Origin of the sequence: Bacillus massiliglaciei (genome assembly GCF_900098925.1) — a bacterium.
GTDB lineage: Bacteria > Bacillota > Bacilli > Bacillales > DSM-1321 > Peribacillus > Peribacillus massiliglaciei.
This window is the reverse complement of record NZ_LT622359.1, coordinates 150,470-172,853: the sequence shown is the minus strand read 5'-3', so window position 1 is coordinate 172,853 and position 22,384 is coordinate 150,470. Positions and strand designations below refer to the sequence as shown.

The window sequence follows — 22,384 nt, the reverse complement described above, 5'->3', positions numbered from 1 at the left end:
AAATGAAAAAAATTTTTTCACTAGAAAAAGCGGCACAAAATTTTGTAGATGCAACGGCGAAGCCCCCTTACCTTTTTGATTTAGGCCCAATAGAAGGACGAAAAACGGTTGATTCCGTCCAATCAGGGGAAGTGAACAAGCCTGAGGCTAAGATTACAGATTTAACAGTAACCAGCACGGTATCAGAAAGCATTAACGTGCGAATCGTCCGCCCTGAACACTCTTCAGGCCTGCTTCCGGTTATTCTTTACATTCATGGTGCCGGCTGGGTATTCGGAAACTCCCATACACACGACCGCCTTATCCGTGAGCTGGCTGTAAAAACAAATGCAGCGGTTGTATTTCCAGAGTACAGTCTGTCTCCGGAGGCTAAATATCCTACAGCAATTGAGGAAATATATGCCGTATTGGAATGGATGAAAGAAAATGCAGAGATGCAGCAATTTGATACAGATCGTCTTTTCATTGCCGGGGACAGTGTCGGGGGAAATATGGCTGCAGCCATAACATTGCTGGCCAAAGAGCGGAAAGGTCCAAAAATAAGCAAGCAGCTGTTATTCTACCCTGTAACAGACGCATCCTTTGATACCGAGTCCTATCAACAATTTAAAACTGGCTACTTTCTTCGAAGAGATGGAATGGAATGGTTCTGGGATCAATATACGGCAAATCCAGCAGAACGAGCGCAAATCACCGCCTCCCCGCTTCGCGCCACACCAAACCAATTAACCGGTTTGCCTCAAGCCTTAGTGATCACAGCTGAAGCTGATGTCCTCCGCGATGAGGGAGAAGCCTATGCAAATAAGCTCCGTGAGGCAGGTGTACAAGTGACCGCTGTTCGATTCCAAGGAATTATTCATGACTTTGTCATGCTGAACGAATTGGCCGAAACAGAAGCAGCCAAAGGTGCATTGCTGCTTGCAGCTTCTTGGTTACAGGCATAACCTATTTAACCCGACTTCCATAAAGTCGGGTTTTATTTTTATATTTTGCCCATTCCATATTACTGCAAAAAGGCTTTGTTAATTAATCATCATCAGATAATTTCATAAAATATATTGTCGGCAGAACTTTTCTTCTACTTGTAAAAAACTATAATTGCTTGAAGCCTTACTTCTCAAATGCTTTAAATAACTAGTACCATTTGAATCAAGCTGATTAAAGTTCTTTTGGTATATGACGGAAGTCCTTAATTTAGAAAGCTTGTCTACCGGAGGTAATTTTTCCATTTCTTCAAAACTGATAGAGAAAGGTTTATTTAAGATATACTCAGCCGCTGCATAATAATGCATAATAATAGCTTTTTGACTAATAGGTCCATTTTTGATTTGGCTAAGATCGATTCTTTCATAAAACTTTTCTAAACAAGTAAAATCCTTTGTCTGAATCGCACTGTAAAAAAAGAACATGAGATAAATTGACAATTCAGTCACCGTCAATTTATCAGGATGAATATCCGCCGCTTCCCTTTGAATCTCTACATTCCAGCTCTCTGGTTTCTTTGAAGAAAGAAGCATATTGGTCATTCTGTAGTAATACATAAACACCTGATTCTTTTGAAGCACTTGTTTCATCGTATACCCATCTGAAAATAGCCCTGCAAAATTATATGGGATAATAGTCAGAACAAAAAAGATAATACTGAATAATCCAACCAGTTCAAAGTAAAACATTTGATTGAAATATAAAGGAACAGTCAGCAGACTGAATAATGGCCCTCCTAAGCTGCCAAGAAAGACTTTTTGCGGAAAGCGAGGTTCTTCATATTGCATAAGTACATATCCTCCGGCCTCATTCCACCCTGCATTCAAATGAAAAATCAAACGGCCTTCATCATTGCGTTCCAGTACAAACGGACCAGCGGCAAACTTTAAAAAACGGGAACCTGTTGCCAATCCCAAAATCAAATGACCCAGCTCATGGATAAAGATTGTGGTTAATAAGCTTGCCCCTGTGAGCAAAAGAACAAAGAAAGTATTTGCATAGCTCCAATCAATATATGCTCCAGCTGATAAAACAGCTGACAAAATTACGATTATTGTAATTGGTTTTTTCATCTTTAATCACCTTACTTATAGTTAGATTTTAGAGATTTCGTGATGTTTAACTCTCCTTGGCCATAGACTTCGTCAGGTCCTGGATCACCTAGATCGACCGCCCCGCGATAAAATTGATTCACATATTTTTGCGGATTTGGGTTTTTGGCTTTATCCTCAGCCATTAATAAGGCAAGCGCTGCACTGACCTGAGGCGCAGCCAGACTTGTGCCAAATGATAATGTATACCCTGCGGGCAGTCCTACTGCCTGATCGATAAAATTCTGCCCCATCTTCATGGGTTTAGTCATTAACATCATATAAGTTACATTAATCTGGCCCTCAGAAAAATATGTATCTCCAAAATCTCCCGCTAGTGCAACTAAATCAATCCTGTTTCCGTAGTTAGAATAGTAGGCCAGCTCCTGGTTTTTATTTGTGCTGCTAACTGTAATAACATTTTCTAATCCTGCTTGCTGCTGTAGTAGCTGCAATAGCACAAATTGGAGTTGTTTCAGCCTGCATATCACCGCTTCCCTGAATAGCCTGCTGTGCTGTTCCTATGTATAACTATAAAAGCTATCGAAACATCCATGTTCAAATACTCATATAACCCCTGTCTGTACGAATGAATGTAAAATATAAAGAGTGTACGTAACGCTTATGACATCTTAAACGTTAAAAACGCCATTGGCTTTTTCTGTTGATTTGAATCTATAAATAAAATCCAGGCACAACTAAAACTAAGTTCACTATCCCCCCTATGGCATGCGGGAATTTTCTCCTATATACTTTTAGTAAAGAATGTAAAAAAGTGTGGTGTGATAAATGTTTAAACTCCTATTAATCGAAGATGATACGGTTCTTTTCCGGGAGATTAAAGATCGGCTGTCCGGATGGTCCTATGAGGTTCATGGCATCGCCGACTTCAGCCAGGTCATGCAGGAATTTGCAGCTTTGACTCCTGATTTAGTCATTATCGATATTCAGCTGCCAATGTTTGACGGCTTCCACTGGTGCAGGATGATCCGGGAGCATTCAAACGTGCCGATTATCTTTTTATCATCAAGGGATCACCCTACTGACATGGTGATGTCCATGCAGTTAGGTGCGGATGACTTTGTTCAAAAACCTTTTCATTTTGATGTGCTCATTGCGAAAATTCAAGCGATTCTTCGCCGGGTTTATAACTACAGTACGGATCAGGTTAAGCTAAAAACGTGGAACGGGGCGACAGTGGATTATGAGAAGAATACGGTTTCCAACGATTCTGGTTCAATCGAACTGACGAAGAATGAAATTTTCATCTTGAAACAGCTGGTTGAGCAAAAAAATAAAATCATCAGCCGGGAAAAATTGATTAAAAGCCTCTGGGATGATGAACGTTTTGTGAGTGATAATACGTTAACCGTCAATATCAATCGTTTGCGCAAGAAGCTGGACGGACTGGGCCTTGGGCACTTTATTGAAACGAAAGTAGGCCAGGGTTACATGGCTCTGGAAACGGGGCATGTACATGATTAAAAAGTTTTTATTGGAAAGGCGGAGCTGGATCTTTCTATATTTTTTTATGATTCTGTTCCTCCTCTTTGTCTCTTATATAGATTCATCCATTTCTTTATCATCCGTTCTTTATATCGTCTTTTTGTTTTCCATCGTCTTCGCCATTTTCATCTTTATCCGTTTTCAGAAAGAAACGAACTTTTATAAAAGCTTAGAAGAGTGGGAAACCAATCTGGATTTAGCCAGTATCGTTTCCGCCGAAAGGCCTTTTGAAAAAATCGTGGAAGAAAAAATGACCAGCCAAACCAAACAATTGAAAAAAAATGCTGCCCAAAACCGGATGGCTTTGGAGCAGGAAAAGGATGATTTGCTGTCTTGGATCCATGAAGTCAAAACGCCGCTGACCGCTATGCATTTAATCATAGACCGGATGGACGATGAACAGATGAAAGCACAGCTGACACATGAATGGCTGCGGATTCATTTGCTGCTTGATCAAAAGCTCCACCAAAAACGGATTCTCTTTATGGAAAATGATCTATATATTGAAAAGGTAAACATCCAGCCGATTCTTTTTAATGAAATAAAGGCCCTGCAATCCTGGTGCATACCAAAAGGGATTGGCTTTGATATCGATTTGGAAGTGCAAGAAGTCTACAGTGACGGGAAATGGCTGTCATTTATTATTAGGCAGCTCCTCACGAATGCTGTTAAATATAGCGAAGAAACAGACATTGTCATCAAGACCTATCAGCAAAATGACCAAACCGTTTTGGAAATCAAAGATTATGGACGGGGAATCGAGCCGAAAGATCTTCCCCGAATATTTGATAAAGGCTTTACTTCTACAGCCAAACATCAAGATCATGCAGCAACCGGCATGGGACTGTACCTAGCAAAAAAAGCAGCAAAGCCGCTCCTCCTTCAAATGGATGTCGCTTCAGAACCCGGGATTGGAACGTCCTTCTATCTCACTTTTCCAAAACGAAATGACTTTCACCAAATTTCCAGCATGTGACAACATTGTCACATGCTTTTATGGTTTGTTAGCTGAATCGAAGGATAACGGACGTATGAATCTTTATAATGAAAATATCGAATAAAGGAGCGTGACATAATGAAAATTTTAGAAGCAGCCAAAATATCGAAAAGCTATGGCAATAAATTTAATAAGCAAGAGGTTTTAAAAGGTCTCGATATCAGCGTTGAGGAAGGAGAATTTGTCAGCATCATGGGGGCATCCGGCTCCGGGAAAACAACCTTGCTGAATGTCCTTTCCTCCATAGATAAAGTCAGCGACGGCACCATCCATATCGACGGAAAAGAAATGACCGGAATGAAAGAAAAGCAATTAGCTGAATTTAGAAAGCATCACTTAGGATTTATTTTTCAGGAGTATAACCTTTTAGATACGCTGACCGTTAAGGAAAACATTCTTTTGCCCTTATCCATTACAAAAGTATCTAAGAAGGAAGCAGAACAGAAATTTAAAGAAGTTGCGATGGAACTCGGAATTTATGACTTAAAGGATAAATACCCGAATGAAATATCAGGAGGGCAAAAACAACGTACATCTGCAGCCCGCTCCTTTATCCATCAGCCAAGCATTATTTTCGCTGATGAACCAACCGGTGCATTGGATTCTAAATCTGCCTCTGACTTACTCAATAAACTGAGTGAATTAAATCAGAAGCGAAGGGCAACCATTATTATGGTCACTCATGATCCAGTCGCTGCCGGTTATTGCAGCAGGGTGATCTTCATTAAAGATGGGCAAATTTATACCCAATTAAATAGAGGGGACGAATCCAGACAGGCCTTTTTCCAGGATATTATGAAAACCCAGGCTGTATTAGGCGGGGTGCAAAATGAGCATTAATCACCTGATCCTGCGCAACCTGAAAAAAAATCTAAAAAACTATTATCTCTATGTATTCGCTTTGATTTTCAGTGTCTCTCTATATTTCGCTTTTGTCACACTGCAGTATGATCCAGCGATGGACGGGGCAGAAGGAACTGTAAAAGGCGCAGCTGCCATTAAAGCCGCATCCATCCTGCTTATCGCGATTGTCACTATTTTTCTCTTATATGCGAACCAGCTTTTTATCAAAAGGCGAAGTAAAGAGATTGGCTTATTTCAACTAATTGGCATGACTAAAAGCGGAATCTTCCGGATTTTGAGCGCTGAAAACTTCATCCTGTATTTCGGATCCTTACTGGTCGGAGTCTTAATCGGATTTGCCGGTTCGAAATTAGTCATGATGATTTTATTAAAACTTATGGGGATTGAAACCGTAACCTCTCTTCGATTTTCTGCAGAAGCCCTGATTCAAACCGTTATTGTTTTCGGTGCCATTTACCTTTTCATCCTCTTGATGAATTATGTATTTATTAAAAGACAAACGATTTTGTCCTTATTCAGGGTGACATCTTCAGCAGAAAGCAGAGTGAAGAAGATCAGTATGTGGGACATCGTCTTCGGAGTGCTGGGAATTGTATTGATTCTTTCAGGCTACTATATTTCTTCGAAGCTATTTGATGGGGACTTTTCACAGATGAACGAGCTTTTCATGGCGATGATTTTTATTCTTGGAGCTGTCATCATCGGAACCTATTTCTTTTATAAAGGATCCGTCACTTTTATCACGAATATCATTCGGAAAAAGAAAGACGGCTACTTGAATATTCATGAGGTATTATCCCTCTCTTCCATCATGTTCCGAATGAAATCAAATGCCTTGTTACTGACTATTATCACCACTGTATCGGCGCTTGCAATCAGCTTGTTATCGTTAAGCTATATCTCTTATTATTCAGCGGAGAAAAGTGCTAAAGAACGCATTCCCTCTCACTTTTCACTGGCATCTCCAAAAGATGCTGAAAAGTTTAGAGAGGCTCTGTATGCAAAGGGTATTGACTATCGTGAAAAAAGAATCGATTTTATCCAAGTAAATGCCAATGTTAAGCAAATCATGGAGACAAAGCTGAAAGAAGTAAATTTCGATCCAAACCTTATGACCCTTTCCGCAGTAAGTGAGAAATCCGTCAAAGACCTTAACCTTTCGAAGGATGAAGCACTATTCACCGGTTACGACGATGTACTTGGAAAAGTAATGACCCTAAAAAATACCGGAGAAATTGAATTACAGGGAAAAAAGAAGTCTATTCACCAGAAATACTTAGGGATGAAAGATGAAATTCTTCTTCCCTATACGTTAACAAATGGAGGCCTTCCGGTGGCCATTGTTGACGAAACAACGTTCCAGCGTCTCAAAGCAGACCTTGATCCCGAGATTCAGCATGAGTCTTCGACTTATATTGGGATTAATATTAAAGATGAGGGGCAGCTGAAGGAAGCCAATGCCGTTTTCCAAGAATTGAGCATAAGCGAGAAGTATGAAAATCTCTCCAGACTTGAAATCTTCAACAATCAGAAAGAGAGTATGGGACTTATCATGTTTATCGTCGGTTTTCTCGGCCTGACATTCCTAATTACTTCAGGATGTATTCTGTATTTTAAACAAATGGATGAAAGTGAAGAAGAAAAGCCGAATTATACAATATTAAGAAAACTCGGTTTTACGCAAGGCGACTTGCTAAAAGGAATCCGCGCCAAACAGCTATTCAATTTTGGAATTCCGTTGATTATCGGCCTTCTCCACAGCTACTTTGCTGTTCAATCCGGATGGTTTTTATTCGGAACAGAACTATGGGCACCGATGATCATCGTTATGGTCATCTATACTATTCTGTATTCCATCTTCGGGATGCTGTCGATTCTTTATTACAAAAAAGTAATTAAATCAGCCCTTTAATGCAAAAGCCCCAGATTACGCCTGGGGCTTTTTGTTATTGAGACCTATCACCAAACCTGAAAAAACTTACTATCTATTCTCTGCCCCTTCTACATTGAATCCTTAAAAATCTTCCTCCCTGTTTCTTACGTCATATCTTTTTAAAAATAAGGCATTCTAAACAACAAAGGGTATAACAATTTTCCTTACACAGCCAAGGAGCCATAGAAGGAGGTTCAATACGTGAAATTGTTTCAAGTAAGAAAGGGCATATTTGTTTACCATGAAAATGAATTACATAAAGTTTACGGAGTTAAACCGATGTATAAACAATCCGTTCATCTAATCAGGCTTCGGGATTTAACACAGGTTTTAACGAATGCGGCAAGCGTAGATCGTTACAAACCAAAGATCCTTGACAGCTTTATCTTTAATCATAAAGCCTACACACTGAGTAAAGACCGCAGGGCTGAAGAAGGAGATTATATATTAATTCACAATCCAATGCCTGATTCCCTTGATACGTATTCATTAAATGAAATAGAGGTCGTAGAAAAAGTGGATAAGCAAGGGGTGATTACAGGTAATTCTCATGGAATCAAGCATAATGAATATTTATTAATGGTTCCGGGACGCATAAACGGCAGCAGCCCTATCGATTATCAAAATAATGATGGTGCTGATCCTGCAAGCATGGACGGCATTGAGCTTCAGCAGACAGTTGCCCCAGACAGTGAGCTTTTGCCCGCATTAGGAGACATATATCTAAAAAAGGACGGCCATGACTTGCTTGAATCTATGGTCATCGCTTTAAAAGATGATCTGGTTTATTTAGGAGGCGGCTTGGAAATTTCGCAGGATGAGCTCATGAACACCGACAAGTGGGAATTTCGTTACAATCTGCTGGATAAGTGACTTCTTATACCCACATTCTACTGCCTGATTTTCGCTGCTGTCCATTCTTCCACTTATTATTAGGAGGCTTCTATGAGTAACAAAAATCCCGTTGGAAACAGTGTTTTTATTATTTCCTTAATCCTTACCATCATCTTTATCATTTGGGGTGTCTTTTTCACAGAGAATCTTACGAAAGTCACGAATGCCATCTATAATGATTCAATTGATTATCTTGGCTGGGTCTATCTTGGAGCAACCTTATTCTTCGTTTTCTTTTCCATTTATTTATTATTTTCGAAATATGGAGATATCCGGCTTGGCAAAAAAACAGATCGGCCGGATTTCAACACTGCCTCTTGGCTTGCCATGCTGTTCGGTGCCGGCATGGGAATCGGGATTGTCTACTGGAGCGTGGCCGAACCTGTCACCCATTATACAACCCCTCCCTACGGAAAAGCCTATACGGTAGAAGCAGCTAATACAGCCATGAAATATACCTTTTTTCATTGGGGTCTGGATCCATGGGCCATCTATACCGTAATTGGTTTAGCCCTTGCTTTTTTCCAATACAATAAGCGACTTCCGGCAGCAATTAGTTCGGCGTTCCATCCTATTCTCGGCGACCGAATATACGGCCCAATCGGAAAGACGATTGATGTTCTGTCTGTTTTTGCAACGGTCTTCGGCATAGCAACCTCTTTAGGCCTTGGGGCGATGCAGGTGACGGCAGGAATGCATAATCTGTTCGGAGTCCCAAATGCGCTATCCGTCCAGCTCCTTGTCATTGCTGTCGCAACTGTCCTGTTTATCATTTCCATCAATTCCGGCTTGGAAAAAGGAATCCAGTATTTGTCCAATACAGCGATGATTTTATCCTTTGCCATAATGCTTGTGATTTTGATAGTCGGCCCGACGATGACGATTACTAAAGTTTTCTTTAATACTACGGGTCTCTATATTAGTGATTTTATCCATATGAGTTTGCGGTTAATTCCCTTTGGCGAAGGCAGCGGCTGGATTGCCTCATGGACTTTGTTTTATTGGGCTTGGTGGATTGCCTGGGCGCCTTTCGTCGGAATGTTCATCGCCCGGGTTTCAAAAGGAAGAACAGTAAGGGAGTTTGTCATTGGTGTATTGATCGTTCCCACTCTGGGAACCTGTCTGTGGATGTCTATATTTGGCGGCTCCGCGCTGGAACTCGTACAAAAAGCAGGAAATCATGATTTGGCCGCTTTTATCACGGAAAATGTATCCCTGTCAATCTTCACTTTCTTTGATTATCTGCCATTCAGTTCTTTGCTGAGTATCTTAGGGTTTGCCGTCGTAGCGATTTATTATATAACAGTTGCCGATACCGCTACCTTTGTATTGGGTATGCTGAGTGAAGGCGGGACACTAAATCCGTCCAATAAAATCAAAGTGACATGGGGCATTATTCAATCTGCCGTAGCCGCTGTGCTGCTTGTAGCAGGCGGATTAAATGTATTGCAAACAGCCTCAATTGCTGCCGCGCTGCCCTTCGCCCTTATCATGATCATTATGTGTTTCTCCTTACAGAAAGGGTTAAAAAGTGAAGCTGACTCACAGAGAAACCATAAGAGAAGCATTCAAAAACCTTAAAGGGAAATACAAAAAATCTTCCTGTTTGATTTCATTGCTCAGGAAGATTTTTTATCATGTAATACCGCTCCTTTAAAAGATATTGATCACAGAGACAATCAGGGAACCAATGCCAGCAATAAAGCTGATTTGAGTGATAAAAGCGGCTGCACTTGCTTTGAAGGTCTGAACCTTATAATCACTTTTCATTTGGCTGTCTGCCCGCTCCATGGCATTCGATTTGCGAATCATTCGTTCTCCTATTATTTTAAAACCTTCCGTAACGAGAGATAGAAAGCCTGTTTTTATAATAACTGCAATCCCTGCAATGATAATCAGTAAAAGCCCTGTCAAGAAAGCCGTATCAGATAAATCCGCCTTCGAAAAAGGTGCAGCCCATGCAGCCAAATACCAGCTAAGCATTGTGATGAAAAATAAAGCAGCCTTCCATTTCATATTTTCAATCTCCTATCTATTATGGAAAGGAAAACGAGACCTCAAAAGGCCCCGCTTCCTTGTCATAAACATTCTTTTTACTCTGAAACTTTTTTCGCCCATTTCAGATATGGGTAACGATTTACCGGATAAACAATATCTTCAAATTTTTGTGATGTTAAGTAAGTATTTGTGTAATGGTAAATCGGGTTAAACGGCAAATCTTCCATTAAGACGGCTTCCGCCTGGTGAAGCAGTTCATAACGTTTTTCTTTGTCCTGTTCTACTTTTGCTTCTGCAATAAGGTTGTCGTACTTTTCATTTACCCAGTTTGTACGGTTATTCGGACTGTCGCCTAAGTAGTAATCCAGAATAACAACCGGATCTACCAAAACCCCAATCCAGCCCATACGAGCCATTTGGAAGTTGCCCTGTTTCGTTGTATCCAGATATGTTTTCCATTCTTGGTTCTCAAGCTTCACATCAACGCCAAGGTTCTCTTTATACATCGCCTGAACGGCTTCTGCTACCTTCTTGTTATTTTCAGCCGTATTATAGAGAATGGATACTTGCGGAAGCTCAGTCCAGCCTTCTTCTTTCATTCCTTCTGCTAACAATTGTTTCGCTTTTGCAGCATCCTCTTCGAAATAAGCTCCGCCAGTTTCCCGGAAATCACCGTTTGGCGTCTCTACACCTTGCGGTACAAATGCATACGCCGGTGTTTCGCCTGCTTTCGTAATATTTTTCGTTAATGATTCACGATCAACCGCTAACGTAAAAGCTCTTCTAATTTTTTCGTTGGTAAACGGTTCTTTTTCTACATTAAACATGTACATATAAGTACCAAAGTATGGCACTTCGTTATATTCTTTTGAATCCTTTTCTTGGTCGATGACATCTGTAGGAAGTGTCTGAATTAAATCAAGCTCGTTAGTTTTGAACATTTGATAGTAGGTTGATGCATCGTTCACCATTTTGTATGTTACTTTATTAAGATTGACGGCATTGCGGTCCCAATAGTTCTCATTTTTCTCAATGACCGCTTCACTGTCATGCTCCCATTTTGTCAATTTGAATGGCCCATTGCTCACATATGTATCAGCACCTGCAGCCCACCCTTTATTCTCTTCTACAAGTTCCTGCTTAACCGGGTAAAATGTCCACATTGTTAATAATTCATCGAAATAACCAAGCGGCGCCTCTAATTCAACGACCAGTGTTTTATTGTCTTTTGCTGTTACTCCAACCTCTTCTGCTGAGCCTTTCCCTTTGTTGTAAGCTTCTGCACCCTTAAGATAATACATGTAAAACGCAAAGGAACTGCCGGTGTCCGGATTTAAAACCCGCTTCCAAGCATATTCGAAATCTCCCGCTGTCACATTCGTTCCATCTGACCATTTGGCATCATCGCGAATGGTAAAAGTATATGTTTTTCCGTCTTCCGAGACTTCCGCTTTGCTTGCTGCTCCTAAAACTGGTTTACCCTCTTCATCTTTTGTATAAAGACCTTCAAATACATGATCCAAAACCCAGCCTGAAGTAGTATCGGTTGCCAATGCTGGATCTAAATCCGGCGGTTCACTCAATGCATTAACCGTTATTTCCTGCTTTACATCTGAACTGTTTCCTGATGATCCTTTGCTGCTGCAGCCTGCAGCCACTACCGCAGCGGTAACTAGCATGAGCATCCTGACTAGCCATTTTCTCATTAAAAATCCCCCTTAGCCTTTTAATTATTATAAAGATGACACGCAGTCCAATGATTCTCTTTTACTTCCTTCCACTCTGGCACAGCCGCGGCACAAACATCCATCGCATAAGGACATCTGGTGCGAAAGCGGCAGCCGCTTGGAGGGTTGACTGGACTTGGAGGGTCACCGTCTAACACGATTCTTTCCCTTCTTTGAGCTTCTGGATCTGCGATCGGGATAGCGGATAACAATGCTTTTGTATAAGGGTGGAGCGGGTCACGAAACAGCTCATCGCTATCAGAGAGCTCCATCATTTTCCCTAAATACATCACACCGATTCGGTCGCTTATATGCTTGACCATGCCTAAATCATGTGCAATGAATAAATACGTTAAACCTTCTTGTTCCTTTAAATCTTCCAATAGATTAATAACTTGTGCCTGGATCGATACATCGAGGGCGGATATCGGTTCATCTGCCACGATGAATTTTGGTTCGACCGCCAAGGCTCGCGCAATTCCAATTCGCTGCCTCTGCCCGCCGCTGAACTCATGCGGATAGCGCTTGGCATGCTGCGGCTGAAGACCGACTTTTTCCAAAAGTTCATAGACACGGTCTTGCCTGTGTTTTCCTTTGGCCAGTTTGTGGGCATCGATGCCTTCCGCAATAATATCGCCAATTCGCATCCTTGGGTTTAATGAGGCATGCGGATCCTGGAAAATCACCTGTATTTCCCGGTTGACCTGTTTTTTTTGCTTATTATTTAACTGGCTTATATCCAGGCCATTATAAATAATTTGGCCGGATGTCGGATCTTCCAGGCCTACTATCGTTTTGCCCAGTGTCGATTTTCCGCTCCCGCTTTCCCCGACAAGCCCGAACGTTTCCCCGCGTTTGATTTCAATAGAGATATCATCAACAGATTTAACTGTCAGTTCCTTGCCAATTGAAAAGTATTTCTTCATTTGTTCGATTCGAATGATCGTTTCGGTCATGATTACGCCCTCCCTGCTGCTAATTCTTTTAGGGCTGGTGTTCTCGAATCATTTAACCAGCATTTTGCCTCATGTCCATCGCCGATCGAAAAAGCAGGAGGCATTGCTTCGACACAGACTTCCATCGCATATTTGCATCTCGGTGCGAACGGGCAGCCCTTAGGAGGAGAAAATAAATCCGGAGGTGCTCCATCAATCGGTATTAACCTCTTTTTATCTTCTGCATCAACATCCGGGATTGACTCCAGGAGTCCCCAAGTATATGGATGCCTTGGATTCTTGAAGATTTCTTTTACCGGCGCTGTTTCAACAATCATGCCGCCATACATGACTGCAACCCGTTCGGCTGTCTCCGCAACGACGCCAAGGTCATGCGTGATCAAGATAATGGAAGTGCCGAGTTCATCTCTCAGATTCTTCATTAAATCTAATACCTGCGCTTGAATGGTCACATCCAGTGCGGTCGTAGGCTCATCGGCTACCAGCACTTGCGGGTGGCAAGCCAGCGCAATCGCAATCATAATCCGCTGGCGCATCCCCCCGCTGAATTCATGGGGATATTGATGATACCGTTCGGCTGGATTCGATATCCCAACCAGCCGAATCATTTCAATCGCTCGTTTTTTCGCTTCTTCTCCCTTTATCTTTTGGTGGGTGGTAATACTTTCTGCAATTTGCTTTCCGACTTGCATAGTAGGATTCAAGGAAGTCATCGGGTCCTGAAAGACCATGCTGATCTTCGAGCCTTTCACCTTCTGCATATTCCGTTTCGACAGCTTTAAAAGATCCCGGCCCTCTAATAGCACCTTGCCGTTCTTTATTTTTCCAGGCGGAGTCGGGATCAGACCCATGATGGTTTGTACCGTTACACTTTTCCCGCTCCCGCTTTCTCCGACTATTGCCAGGATTTCTCCTTTGTCGATATGAAAAGAAACATCACGGACCGCCTGCACTTCGCCCCCATATGTCTTAAAACCCACTTCCAAATGATTCACTTCCAGTAAGTGTTTCAAAATCTCACCTCCTATTTTATCGCTTTAGGATCAAGCGCATCCTGCAGACCGTCCCCGAAAGCATTAAACGCAAACATCGTCAGAGCAATCATGAATCCCGGGAAAAAGAGACGCCACCACTGCCCGCTTAGGATAACTCCCAAAGAATCATTCGCCATGGTTCCCCAGCTGGCAAAAGGAGCCTGAACCCCCAAACCAAGGAAGCTGAGGAATGATTCAGCAAAAATAGCATGCGGGATTGTGAAGGTTAAATTTACGATAATAATGCCTGCTGTATTGGGAATCAAATGCCTCCAAATAATTTTAGCGTGGGATGTTCCCATCTTTTGAGCCGCCAGCACATATTCCTGCGATTTCAGCTGCAGGAGCTGTCCCCGTATAATTCGGGCCATTCCCACCCAGCCCGTGACAGATAATGCAATAATAATGGACATCATTCCAGGCTCCATGATCACCATCAGCAAGATGACAATTAACAAGTAGGGGATTCCATATAGAATTTCGACGATTCGCATCAAAAAACCATCAATTCGATCACCAAGCTTGCTTCGGCCGGCCATATAACCAGAAATTCCCCCAATTGTTACACCGATGATAATGTCAATCGCTGCAGCAACAAGTCCGATTGTCAGCGATACTCTCGCCCCATACCAAGTTCTTGACCATACATCACGGCCCAGGTCATCTGATCCAAACCAATGCTCATTGCCAGGTGCCGCATTTGTATTCACCAAGTCTTGTTTGGCCGGGTCGAACGGTACCATATGCGGCCCAAAGATTGCGAAAAAGGAGATGAGAAGCAGCAAGGAGAATCCCAGCAATGCCATCTTGTTTTTTACAACATGCAGAACCGTTTCCTTCCATACGCTCATGCTTGGGCGCTGAATAGGGTCAAGCCCCCTTTTCTCCGGTGATAAGGGGCGAAAAAGGGAATTATCTACTCGTTTTGCTTCCATCCTATTCCCCTCCGCTCGTCAATTTTATTCTTGGATCAATGTAACGATAAGAAATGTCAATTAGAAACAGAGTCACCACTAGCAATGTACTGAAAAAGATTGTAGTACCCATAATGACCGGGTAGTCCCGGTTAAAAATACTATCCACAAAGTAACGGCCAATTCCCGGTATCGCAAATATTTTCTCAATAACGAACGTTCCGGTAATTAATGAGACAAATAACGGGCCGATAAAGGAAATGACCGGCAAAATTGCATTCCGGATGCCATGCCTGATCACCAGCTTCGGCTTTGACAGCCCTTTGGCATCGGCGGTTTTAATGTAATTTTGATTCATAACCTCGAGCATGCTCGATCGCATAAACCTTGCAATGACAGCAAGCGGTGTTGCCGCTAAGGCCAATGTCGGCAAAATCGAATGCTGCCAAGTTCCCCATGAAGCAACGGGGAATATCCCCCACTCAACGGCCAAATACTTGATAAGCAAAGGAGCCAGGATAAAGCTCGGGACAGATATACCGATGATTGCTATAAACATCGACAGATAATCCAATGTCTTGTTATGATTCAAAGCAGCTATAATGCCTAACAGCAGCCCGAGTATTAACGAGAGGACCATTGCCTGCATCCCAAGTAAAGCGGAAGCCGGTGCCCCTTCGGCAATAATCGAGTTGACCGATCTTGTTTCAGATTGAATCGAGAATCCTAGATCAAACGTTATCAAATCCTTCATATACAGCACGTATTGAACGGCCACGGGCTCATCGAGATTGTATTTAGCCCGAATATTCTGCAATACTTCTTCCGGAAGCACATCTGCATCTGAAGCGAACGGATCGCCAGGGATCAGCTTCATGATCAAGAAGGTCAAACTTGCTATTACCCAAATTGTAAGCAGCATGGTAAGCAGCCGTTTTACAATATACATCGATTCACCTCCATTATTTTTCGTCCGCCTTCTTTAGGCATTCACACTGCCCAGCACACCGTTTGTGGCCGTCATTGCTATAATGACGCATCCCCACATATGCTTATAGGCTGTTACGACATCATCACATGTAAAGCGAATGCTTCTTGGGCCCGTTAGTTCAACCGTAGGCAGCGTGGTCGTCATCATGGCCTGCTGCGGTCCTTTAAATTCAATATCGAAAGTTACAGACCCGGTAATCGTTTGCGGCTTAAATGATTGAATTTCTTTAACTGCCTCCTCTGCTTTTTCACGAATTTCCTTTTGGGCAGCTTCTGGGTGAAGCAGCTCTGCCGCAAAGCGGTCAATAGCCCGTTTTGTCACTGCGCCTTTTACATCAGGCAATGTTTCTTGCACCTCTTTTACATAGGCATCATCGCCGCTGATGAAAATTGCCGGTACATTATATCCTCCGGCTACCAGCGTGTTCATTTCCGTTTCACCCACAACCCTGCCATTAATTTTCATTTCATTGACACAGACTCCTGCTAATGTATGACTAATAACCGTGCGTTCGGATCCGGCTTCACGCCCATGATGCCCAACGAACATGATGCCATCAAAGCTATCGTCCAATCCTTCCAGCTGACACATGACACGGTTATTTCCTGATACAAGCCTTGCCCGCGGGTCCAGCTCTTCCACCAGAATATTGGACATATTTCCATGCCCATCTGCCACGACGGTCTCCGTGGCTCCGCCATTAAACGCTCCTTCAATCGCGGCATTCACATCAGCTGTCATCAGTTTTCTAAAACGCTGATATTCAGAATTCGTTTTTAATTGCTGGTTAGTTGCAACTCCTGAAATACCTTCCATATCTGCCGAAATAAAAATTTTCATCATTATCCCCCTTTTATTTTTAAGAATTTTCAAATAATATTTGGTAAAAAAATTGATGTTTCCTAAAAAGGAAAATGAGATTCCTCATTGACACTTAGCACAAATGCCTTCACTAAGTCCTTCGTTGCTATAAGATCTCCTAAGTCTACGAGTTCAATGGCTGAGTGTGTATAACGGGACGGAATAGACAGCACACCGGTTGGAATCCCTTTATTCGCATATGTAACAGCACCGCCATCGGTCCCAATACCTGTAAACACCTCAAGCTGATATGGTATTTGATGCTGTTTGGCCAGCTGAACAAGCAGCTGCTTCATGGTTTTTGGAACTATTAAACTCGCATCCATCACTTTGATTCCGGTCCCTCTACCCAAGCTAAGGGATTGATCCATCGTCTGCTCAAATGTATCGCTGACTGCCGTTGTATCAATCGCGATAGCCACGTCTGCATCAATATGCTCTGAGGCTGTTTTCGCTCCTCTTAAACCGACTTCTTCCTGAACAGTGAACAAACATACAAGTTCGCCCGCAAAGTCTTCCCCCGCTTCCTCCAGCACCTGAAGAATAACAGCGCACCCTGCACGATCGTCCAGAGACTTCGCTCGTATTTTAGGCTTCTCCGCCGTCCCGATTATTTGCATGTCAGTTCCCCACGTTACCGGGGTTCCTGCCTCGATGCCCATTTCCAGCACTTCTTGATCAGAATCTGCTCCAACATCTATGTATAATTGACTGTGCTTTCTCACCAGTTGGGCGTCATCAAATTTAGCAAAGTGTGCGGAAAGGGTGCCGATCACCCCATTGATATGCCCGTTTTCCCCGAGCACCTTCACTGGCTGCGCGACCAAGTTCCGGTCATCGTTACCGCCGAGTTTCTCAAATCTCAAAAATCCATTCTTCTCCACTTTTTTCACGATAAAGCCGACTTCATCCATATGGGCGGTTAATAGCATAACAGGACCGGGCTTTGATCCCTTTTTTCTGGCAATCACATTGCCAATCGGATCTATCTTCACTTCATCTGCTGTATCTGTTAGATATTCTTTTAAAAAATAACTTACTTCCTGTTCATAGCCGCTGGGGCCCTGCAGCCCCGTCAATTTCTTTACTAATTCAATCAATGGTACAGCTCCTTTCTATAGGTATTCAAACGTATTTTTATAGTTTTCCAGCTGAATGATCGTATTGATCGCTATAATTCCCTCGATGCCATCCAGCTTCAGCATGCTGTTTTTAATATCTTCCTGGCTCTGAACATTAATTTGAATGAGCAGCGGATATTCTCCTGAAGTCATCGTAATAAAACGAACCTCTTTCAGCGTACTAAGTTCTTCTTTTACTTTGGCTATCATGCCTTGCTTCGTCTTTATTTGAATGATTGCTCCTGCTTTTAAACCAAGCGCGATTGGATTTACAACTCCCACAACTTCTATAATTTCATGCTGTACCAAATTTTTATAACGAAGTCTGATTGTTTTTTCCGTCACATTCAATGCATTTGCTATTTCTGAAAAAGGCAGACGGCCATCCTTTGACAACATTCGAATAATCCCGCGGTCCAGCTCATCAATTCGATACTCCACAAATCTTCCTACTTTCGTACTTTTTGAACTAATTATTCCTCATATCGATACATATTTCAATATTAACTAATGTTTACATTATTAATTATTTAATTTAATATCGTAATTAGGAATATGGTATAGAGGGTATTATATAAGATTAATTGTCAGAAATCAATGATAATTCAGATATTTATGGAGGGGTATTAATATGAAAGCCATAACAAATGTTTCGGGCCCAGATGGGACAGGAAAGATATTAACCAATACCACGATCCTTATTAAAGACGGAAAATTCACCTCTATTGGGGCTAAAAGCATCCCTGATGGATATGAAGTAATTGATGCCGGCGGCAAATACTTCACTCCGGGATTAATTGATGTCCATACCCATTTAGGCGTACACGAGGAAGGAATCGGTAAAGAAGGCCATGATTTTAATGAAACAAGCGCGGCAGCCACTCCGCAGGTGCGTGCAATTGACGGAATAAATCCTAAGGATCAGGGTTTTGAAGACGCCAGGCGCGCCGGTGTGACAACTGTCCAGGTCATGCCTGGAAGCGCCAATGTGATTGGCGGAGAAATGTGCGTGTTAAAAACAACAGGAACTATTGTTGACGAAATGATTCTCCGCAATCCTTCTGGTTTAAAAGCGGCAACAGGAGAAAATCCGAAACGATTCCACGGTGATAAGGGAAGAATGCCGACGACCCGAATGGGGGTTGCAGCGATTCTGCGTGAAAAATTCATACAGGCTCAAGCCTATATGGAAGACCTCCATTCAGGCAAAGCTGCGAGAAACCTGGGAATGGAGCACATTGCGAAAGTATTGAACAAAGAAATACCGCTACGTGTCCATGCTCACCGAGCCGATGATATTGTCACAGTTTTACGTCTGAAAAGGGAATTCGATATTGATTTAACCATTGAGCATTGCACTGAAGGACATCAAATTGCATCATTTATCGCCGAACATGACATTCGGGTATCCACTGGGCCGACCATGTCATCCCGCTCCAAGATCGAACTTGCTGATAAAGGCTGGAACACCTTACTGGCACTTGCTGATGCATCCGTTCCATTTTCCATTACGACGGATCACCCGGTCGTTGCCATTGAACATTTAATGACAAGTGCCATTCTTGCTGTGAAATATGGATTGCCTGAGACAGATGCTCTTAAGGCTATCACGCTCAATGCAGCAAAACATTTGGGTGTGGAGGATCGCGTGGGTTCCGCTGAAGCTGGCAAAGATGCAGACTTTGTCCTATGGAGCGGCAGCCCGTTCGATTTACGAAATAAAGCGCTGCAAACCTATATAAACGGCCAATTAGTATACGGCCCTAATTCTTAAAGAGCCGCAATGAGAGTTTCCGAGACAAAAAAGATGTATATACACACTAGATAACCGGGAGGCAGAAAACTATGACAACCAACGGTATTTCAGCGGTTGATTTATTTGAATTTTCACTCTTATCGGATCCACAGTTATCCCCTGATGGAAATTGGGCTGTTTTTGTCCAAAAAAAGATTAATGAAAAAGAAAAATATGTTTCCAATCTATTCGTTTTACATATTGATTCCAAGAAAATAACCCAATTCACCCAAGGCAATTTCTCCGATACCCAGCCGAGATGGTCGCCTGATGGAACATCCATCGTCTTTGTATCTAACCGCTCCGGGAAGCAGCAAATCTGGAGAATTGCCTTTAACGGCGGCGAAGCACGTCAAATCACCGATTTCAAAAGAGGAGCTTCCCAGCCCGTTTGGTCCCCATCCGGGTCACAGCTTATTGTCACCGTGCCGCTTACTGCATCGGACACCTTGAAAGAAAAAGAAACTAAGAAGGAAGAGACAGAGGAAAAACTAAAGCCATACATTACTGAGAACCTTCAGTACAAGTCAGATGCAAAAGGCTTTTCAGACGAAACTTACGAGCACTTAGTTCTGATTGACATGGAAACTGACACAAGATCCTTACTGACAGACGGGCCATATGATCATCACTTTCCTGCCTTTTCGCCTGATGGAAAACGTGTCGCATACAGTGCCAACCGTTCGGCGGATCCTGAACAGACGTTTTTCTCGGATATCTATCAAGTCGAACTGATGACTGGCCAAACAGAAAAACTGACAGACAGTGACAAAAGGTTCCGTCTGCCAAACTACTCCCCTGATGGATGCAAACTATCTCTGTTAGGGGATGATTTAACTTATGCAGGAGCGACTCTCTCGAGAGTTTGGTCTTTAGACCTTGAAAGCCGTGCATTAACCTGTTTGACAAATGAATGGGATACGGAATGCAGCGATGTCGCCATTAATGACATGGGGACTGGGACTTCAGGCAAAGGTGCTGTCTGGAGTAAAACCAATGATGCTCTCTACTTCTTAGCCAGTGAACATGGATCGACCAGCATATATCAGGTAACGTTAGACAAGCAAATCACGACCGTTGCAGGCGGGAAACGCCAGGTGTATTCATTTAGTACAGACAGCGACCAGAAGCGGTTAATCTATGCAGTGAGTCAGCCCAACATTCCCGGCGATCTATTTGTATCGGCCATATCAGGCAGTGACGAACAGCGGTTGACAGAAGTCAACGAGGATTTGCTTCAAAAGAAGGATCTTTCCATTCCTGAAGATTTTTATTTTACAGCGAAGGACGGAACCAAGCTGCAGGGCTGGATGATGAAACCGTCCGGATTCAGGGCAGGAGAAACCTACCCGCTCGTTTTAGAAATCCACGGCGGGCCGCATGCCATGTACAGCCATGCTTTTATGCATGAGTTTCAAGTCCTTGCCGGGAAAGGATATGGTGTCCTTTTTATAAATCCAAGAGGAAGCTATGGCTATGGGCAGCAGTTTGTCGATGCCGTACGAGGAAACTATGGCGGCATTGACTATGAGGATGTTATGGCTGCGGTCGACTATGCCTTGGAAAAGTATGAGTGGATTGACCAAACACGCCTAGGTGTGACGGGCGGCAGCTATGGCGGCTTTATGACAAATTGGATTGTCGGCCAGACGAATCGGTTTAAAGCGGCGGTCACACAGCGGTCAATCAGCAATTGGATCAGCTTCTACGGCGTCAGTGATATCGGCTACTTCTTTACGGAATGGGAGCACAAAACAAACATGATGGAGAATCCTGATGAACTTTGGCGGATCTCTCCGCTGCGCTATGTAAAAAACATTCAGACACCGCTTTTGATTCTCCACAGCGAAAATGATTACCGCTGTCCAATTGAACAAGCCGAACAATTATACGTGGCACTGAAGAAGCAAAAGAAGCCAGCTCGCTTTGTACGCTTCCCAAAATCGAATCATGAACTGTCCCGGAGCGGGGAGCCCGCCTTAAGGCTTTCCCGCCTAAATGAAATGACGGACTGGTTCAATCAGTATTTAAAATAAGGGGGCCATCAAATTGAACATCTTACTTACCGGATTCGAAGCCTTTTTGGGGATGGAATCCAATCCGACAGAGATGATTGTCCGCAAGTTAGACGACGAAACAATAAGTGGGAAAAAGATAATAGGCAGAGTACTCCCCGTCGATTTCACAAAATCAGCCGGCATCCTTTTAGAACATATAAAAGAACATCAGCCAGCAGCAGTGATCTCTCTGGGCCTGGCTGCCGGCCGAAACCGGATTACTCCTGAACGGGTAGCAATTAACTGTATGGACGGTGAAGCCGACAATGCCGGCAATCAATACGATGGACAAAAGATTGCGCCAGATGGTCCTGACGCCTACTTTTCAACACTTCCGATCAAGTCTATGGAGGCAAGACTGCAGGAACATCACTTGCCAGCGGCTGTCTCGAACACCGCCGGTACCTATCTATGCAACCAAATCATGTACACAGCCCGGTATCATATCGAAACAAACGCATTGGATATACTGGCAGGATTCGTACATATACCTGCCCATCATGAATTGGCCGTGAATAATCCAAAGCTCCCCTCCTGGTCCATAAAGGACTTGGAAGAGGCTGTCCGGATTATCATTGAAGAGATTTAACTTAGAAAAAACGCATGAACCAGTCTAGGTTTAGACTAACCTAAATTAATGAGACACTATAAAACACCTTCG

General features: G+C 42.9%; 21 protein-coding genes. 10 read left to right on the top strand and 11 right to left on the bottom strand.

All coding sequences use genetic code 11. The annotated features are described in order from the left end of the window. Positions 1–2 precede the first annotated feature (2 nt). A complete protein-coding gene (locus BQ4305_RS12795; RefSeq protein WP_110928159.1) occupies positions 3–944 on the top strand; it encodes an alpha/beta hydrolase in 942 nt (313 codons plus the stop codon). 102 nt (positions 945–1,046) lie between these two features. Here BQ4305_RS12795 and BQ4305_RS12790 read toward each other — a convergent pair whose 3' ends face one another. Both BQ4305_RS12790 and BQ4305_RS21890 read right to left on the bottom strand, forming a co-directional pair. After that, complete coding sequence (locus tag BQ4305_RS12790) at positions 1,047–2,057, bottom strand: site-2 protease family protein (protein WP_110928158.1); 1,011 nt, start codon at positions 2,055–2,057, stop codon at positions 1,047–1,049. Between the two features lie 11 nt (positions 2,058–2,068). Next, positions 2,069–2,536: a S8 family serine peptidase gene (locus tag BQ4305_RS21890; RefSeq protein WP_234396982.1), complete on the bottom strand. Its 468-nt coding sequence runs from the start codon at positions 2,534–2,536 to the stop codon at positions 2,069–2,071. A gap of 328 nt (positions 2,537–2,864) precedes the next feature. Between BQ4305_RS21890 and BQ4305_RS12775 the strand changes: the two genes are divergently transcribed. The 6 genes from BQ4305_RS12775 to BQ4305_RS12750 all read left to right on the top strand — a co-directional run bounded on the left by BQ4305_RS12775 (position 2,865) and on the right by BQ4305_RS12750 (position 9,850). After that, complete coding sequence (locus BQ4305_RS12775) at positions 2,865–3,560, top strand: response regulator transcription factor (protein WP_110928155.1); 696 nt, start codon at positions 2,865–2,867, stop codon at positions 3,558–3,560. Then, positions 3,553–4,557, top strand: coding sequence for a sensor histidine kinase (locus tag BQ4305_RS12770; protein WP_110928154.1), 1,005 nt, complete (start codon positions 3,553–3,555; stop codon positions 4,555–4,557). Before BQ4305_RS12775 ends, BQ4305_RS12770 begins: the two co-directional genes overlap by 8 nt. A gap of 99 nt (positions 4,558–4,656) precedes the next feature. Beyond that, positions 4,657–5,418, top strand: a complete 762-nt coding sequence (locus BQ4305_RS12765) for an ABC transporter ATP-binding protein (RefSeq protein WP_110928153.1) — start codon at positions 4,657–4,659, stop codon at positions 5,416–5,418. Beyond that, positions 5,408–7,354: an FtsX-like permease family protein gene (locus tag BQ4305_RS12760; RefSeq protein ID WP_110928152.1), complete on the top strand. Its 1,947-nt coding sequence runs from the start codon at positions 5,408–5,410 to the stop codon at positions 7,352–7,354. Before BQ4305_RS12765 ends, BQ4305_RS12760 begins: the two co-directional genes overlap by 11 nt. Before the next feature lie 222 nt (positions 7,355–7,576). Continuing rightward, positions 7,577–8,248, top strand: a complete 672-nt coding sequence (locus tag BQ4305_RS12755) for a hypothetical protein (RefSeq protein WP_110928151.1) — start codon at positions 7,577–7,579, stop codon at positions 8,246–8,248. Positions 8,249–8,320: 72 nt separating this feature from the next. Then, on the top strand, positions 8,321–9,850 hold the full coding sequence (locus BQ4305_RS12750) for a glycine betaine uptake BCCT transporter (RefSeq protein ID WP_110928150.1): 1,530 nt from the start codon (positions 8,321–8,323) through the stop codon (positions 9,848–9,850). 72 nt (positions 9,851–9,922) lie between these two features. Here the strand turns inward: BQ4305_RS12750 and BQ4305_RS12745 are convergent, their stop codons facing one another. The 9 genes from BQ4305_RS12745 to BQ4305_RS12705 form a co-directional block, all read right to left on the bottom strand. Continuing rightward, entirely contained in the window at positions 9,923–10,285 is a 363-nt protein-coding gene (locus tag BQ4305_RS12745; protein WP_110928149.1) for a DUF3899 domain-containing protein, read from the bottom strand. 77 nt (positions 10,286–10,362) lie between these two features. After that, positions 10,363–11,973: a peptide ABC transporter substrate-binding protein gene (locus BQ4305_RS12740; RefSeq protein ID WP_110928148.1), complete on the bottom strand. Its 1,611-nt coding sequence runs from the start codon at positions 11,971–11,973 to the stop codon at positions 10,363–10,365. A 20-nt stretch (positions 11,974–11,993) separates the two neighbouring features. Beyond that, positions 11,994–12,950, bottom strand: coding sequence for an ABC transporter ATP-binding protein (locus BQ4305_RS12735; protein ID WP_110928147.1), 957 nt, complete (start codon positions 12,948–12,950; stop codon positions 11,994–11,996). Positions 12,951–12,952: 2 nt separating this feature from the next. Then, the gene (locus tag BQ4305_RS12730) at positions 12,953–13,963 is read right to left on the bottom strand and encodes an ABC transporter ATP-binding protein (RefSeq protein ID WP_110928146.1); all 1,011 of its coding nucleotides are present in this window, start codon (positions 13,961–13,963) and stop codon (positions 12,953–12,955) included. Positions 13,964–13,974: 11 nt separating this feature from the next. Beyond that, the gene (locus BQ4305_RS12725) at positions 13,975–14,919 is read right to left on the bottom strand and encodes an ABC transporter permease (RefSeq protein ID WP_110928145.1); all 945 of its coding nucleotides are present in this window, start codon (positions 14,917–14,919) and stop codon (positions 13,975–13,977) included. Between the two features lies 1 nt (position 14,920). Then, complete coding sequence (locus BQ4305_RS12720) at positions 14,921–15,847, bottom strand: ABC transporter permease (protein ID WP_110928144.1); 927 nt, start codon at positions 15,845–15,847, stop codon at positions 14,921–14,923. A gap of 33 nt (positions 15,848–15,880) precedes the next feature. Next, positions 15,881–16,732, bottom strand: a complete 852-nt coding sequence (locus BQ4305_RS12715) for a M55 family metallopeptidase (protein ID WP_234396954.1) — start codon at positions 16,730–16,732, stop codon at positions 15,881–15,883. Between the two features lie 59 nt (positions 16,733–16,791). Further along, a complete protein-coding gene (locus BQ4305_RS12710; RefSeq protein WP_110928142.1) occupies positions 16,792–17,850 on the bottom strand; it encodes a M42 family metallopeptidase in 1,059 nt (352 codons plus the stop codon). 15 nt (positions 17,851–17,865) lie between these two features. Further along, the gene (locus BQ4305_RS12705; protein ID WP_110928141.1) at positions 17,866–18,312 is read right to left on the bottom strand and encodes an Lrp/AsnC family transcriptional regulator; all 447 of its coding nucleotides are present in this window, start codon (positions 18,310–18,312) and stop codon (positions 17,866–17,868) included. Between the two features lie 190 nt (positions 18,313–18,502). On the opposite strand from BQ4305_RS12705, the gene BQ4305_RS12700 reads away from it, so the two are divergent. The 3 genes from BQ4305_RS12700 (at position 18,503) to BQ4305_RS12690 (ending at position 22,312) form a co-directional block, all read left to right on the top strand. Further along, positions 18,503–19,645, top strand: coding sequence for an amidohydrolase (locus BQ4305_RS12700; RefSeq protein ID WP_110928140.1), 1,143 nt, complete (start codon positions 18,503–18,505; stop codon positions 19,643–19,645). A 71-nt stretch (positions 19,646–19,716) separates the two neighbouring features. Further along, a complete protein-coding gene (locus BQ4305_RS12695; protein ID WP_110928139.1) occupies positions 19,717–21,702 on the top strand; it encodes a S9 family peptidase in 1,986 nt (661 codons plus the stop codon). Between the two features lie 13 nt (positions 21,703–21,715). Continuing rightward, complete coding sequence (locus tag BQ4305_RS12690) at positions 21,716–22,312, top strand: pyroglutamyl-peptidase I (protein ID WP_324611582.1); 597 nt, start codon at positions 21,716–21,718, stop codon at positions 22,310–22,312. Positions 22,313–22,384 lie beyond the last annotated feature (72 nt).

What these genes read in the sequence shown, in the direction of transcription:
- BQ4305_RS12725 (WP_110928145.1), bottom strand. Translation starts at nt 14,919, where the DNA reads ATGGAAGCAAAACGAGTAGATAATTCCCTTTTTCGCCCCTTATCACCG.
- BQ4305_RS12790 (WP_110928158.1), bottom strand. Translation starts at nt 2,057, where the DNA reads ATGAAAAAACCAATTACAATAATCGTAATTTTGTCAGCTGTTTTATCA.
- BQ4305_RS12760 (WP_110928152.1), top strand. Translation starts at nt 5,408, where the DNA reads ATGAGCATTAATCACCTGATCCTGCGCAACCTGAAAAAAAATCTAAAA.
- BQ4305_RS12765 (WP_110928153.1), top strand. Translation starts at nt 4,657, where the DNA reads ATGAAAATTTTAGAAGCAGCCAAAATATCGAAAAGCTATGGCAATAAA.
- BQ4305_RS12720 (WP_110928144.1), bottom strand. Translation starts at nt 15,847, where the DNA reads ATGTATATTGTAAAACGGCTGCTTACCATGCTGCTTACAATTTGGGTA.
- BQ4305_RS12695 (WP_110928139.1), top strand. Translation starts at nt 19,717, where the DNA reads ATGACAACCAACGGTATTTCAGCGGTTGATTTATTTGAATTTTCACTC.
- BQ4305_RS12775 (WP_110928155.1), top strand. Translation starts at nt 2,865, where the DNA reads ATGTTTAAACTCCTATTAATCGAAGATGATACGGTTCTTTTCCGGGAG.
- BQ4305_RS12735 (WP_110928147.1), bottom strand. Translation starts at nt 12,950, where the DNA reads ATGACCGAAACGATCATTCGAATCGAACAAATGAAGAAATACTTTTCA.
- BQ4305_RS12770 (WP_110928154.1), top strand. Translation starts at nt 3,553, where the DNA reads ATGATTAAAAAGTTTTTATTGGAAAGGCGGAGCTGGATCTTTCTATAT.
- BQ4305_RS12740 (WP_110928148.1), bottom strand. Translation starts at nt 11,973, where the DNA reads ATGAGAAAATGGCTAGTCAGGATGCTCATGCTAGTTACCGCTGCGGTA.
- BQ4305_RS12700 (WP_110928140.1), top strand. Translation starts at nt 18,503, where the DNA reads ATGAAAGCCATAACAAATGTTTCGGGCCCAGATGGGACAGGAAAGATA.
- BQ4305_RS12745 (WP_110928149.1), bottom strand. Translation starts at nt 10,285, where the DNA reads ATGAAATGGAAGGCTGCTTTATTTTTCATCACAATGCTTAGCTGGTAT.
- BQ4305_RS12795 (WP_110928159.1), top strand. Translation starts at nt 3, where the DNA reads ATGAAAAAAATTTTTTCACTAGAAAAAGCGGCACAAAATTTTGTAGAT.
- BQ4305_RS12750 (WP_110928150.1), top strand. Translation starts at nt 8,321, where the DNA reads ATGAGTAACAAAAATCCCGTTGGAAACAGTGTTTTTATTATTTCCTTA.
- BQ4305_RS12715 (WP_234396954.1), bottom strand. Translation starts at nt 16,732, where the DNA reads ATGATGAAAATTTTTATTTCGGCAGATATGGAAGGTATTTCAGGAGTT.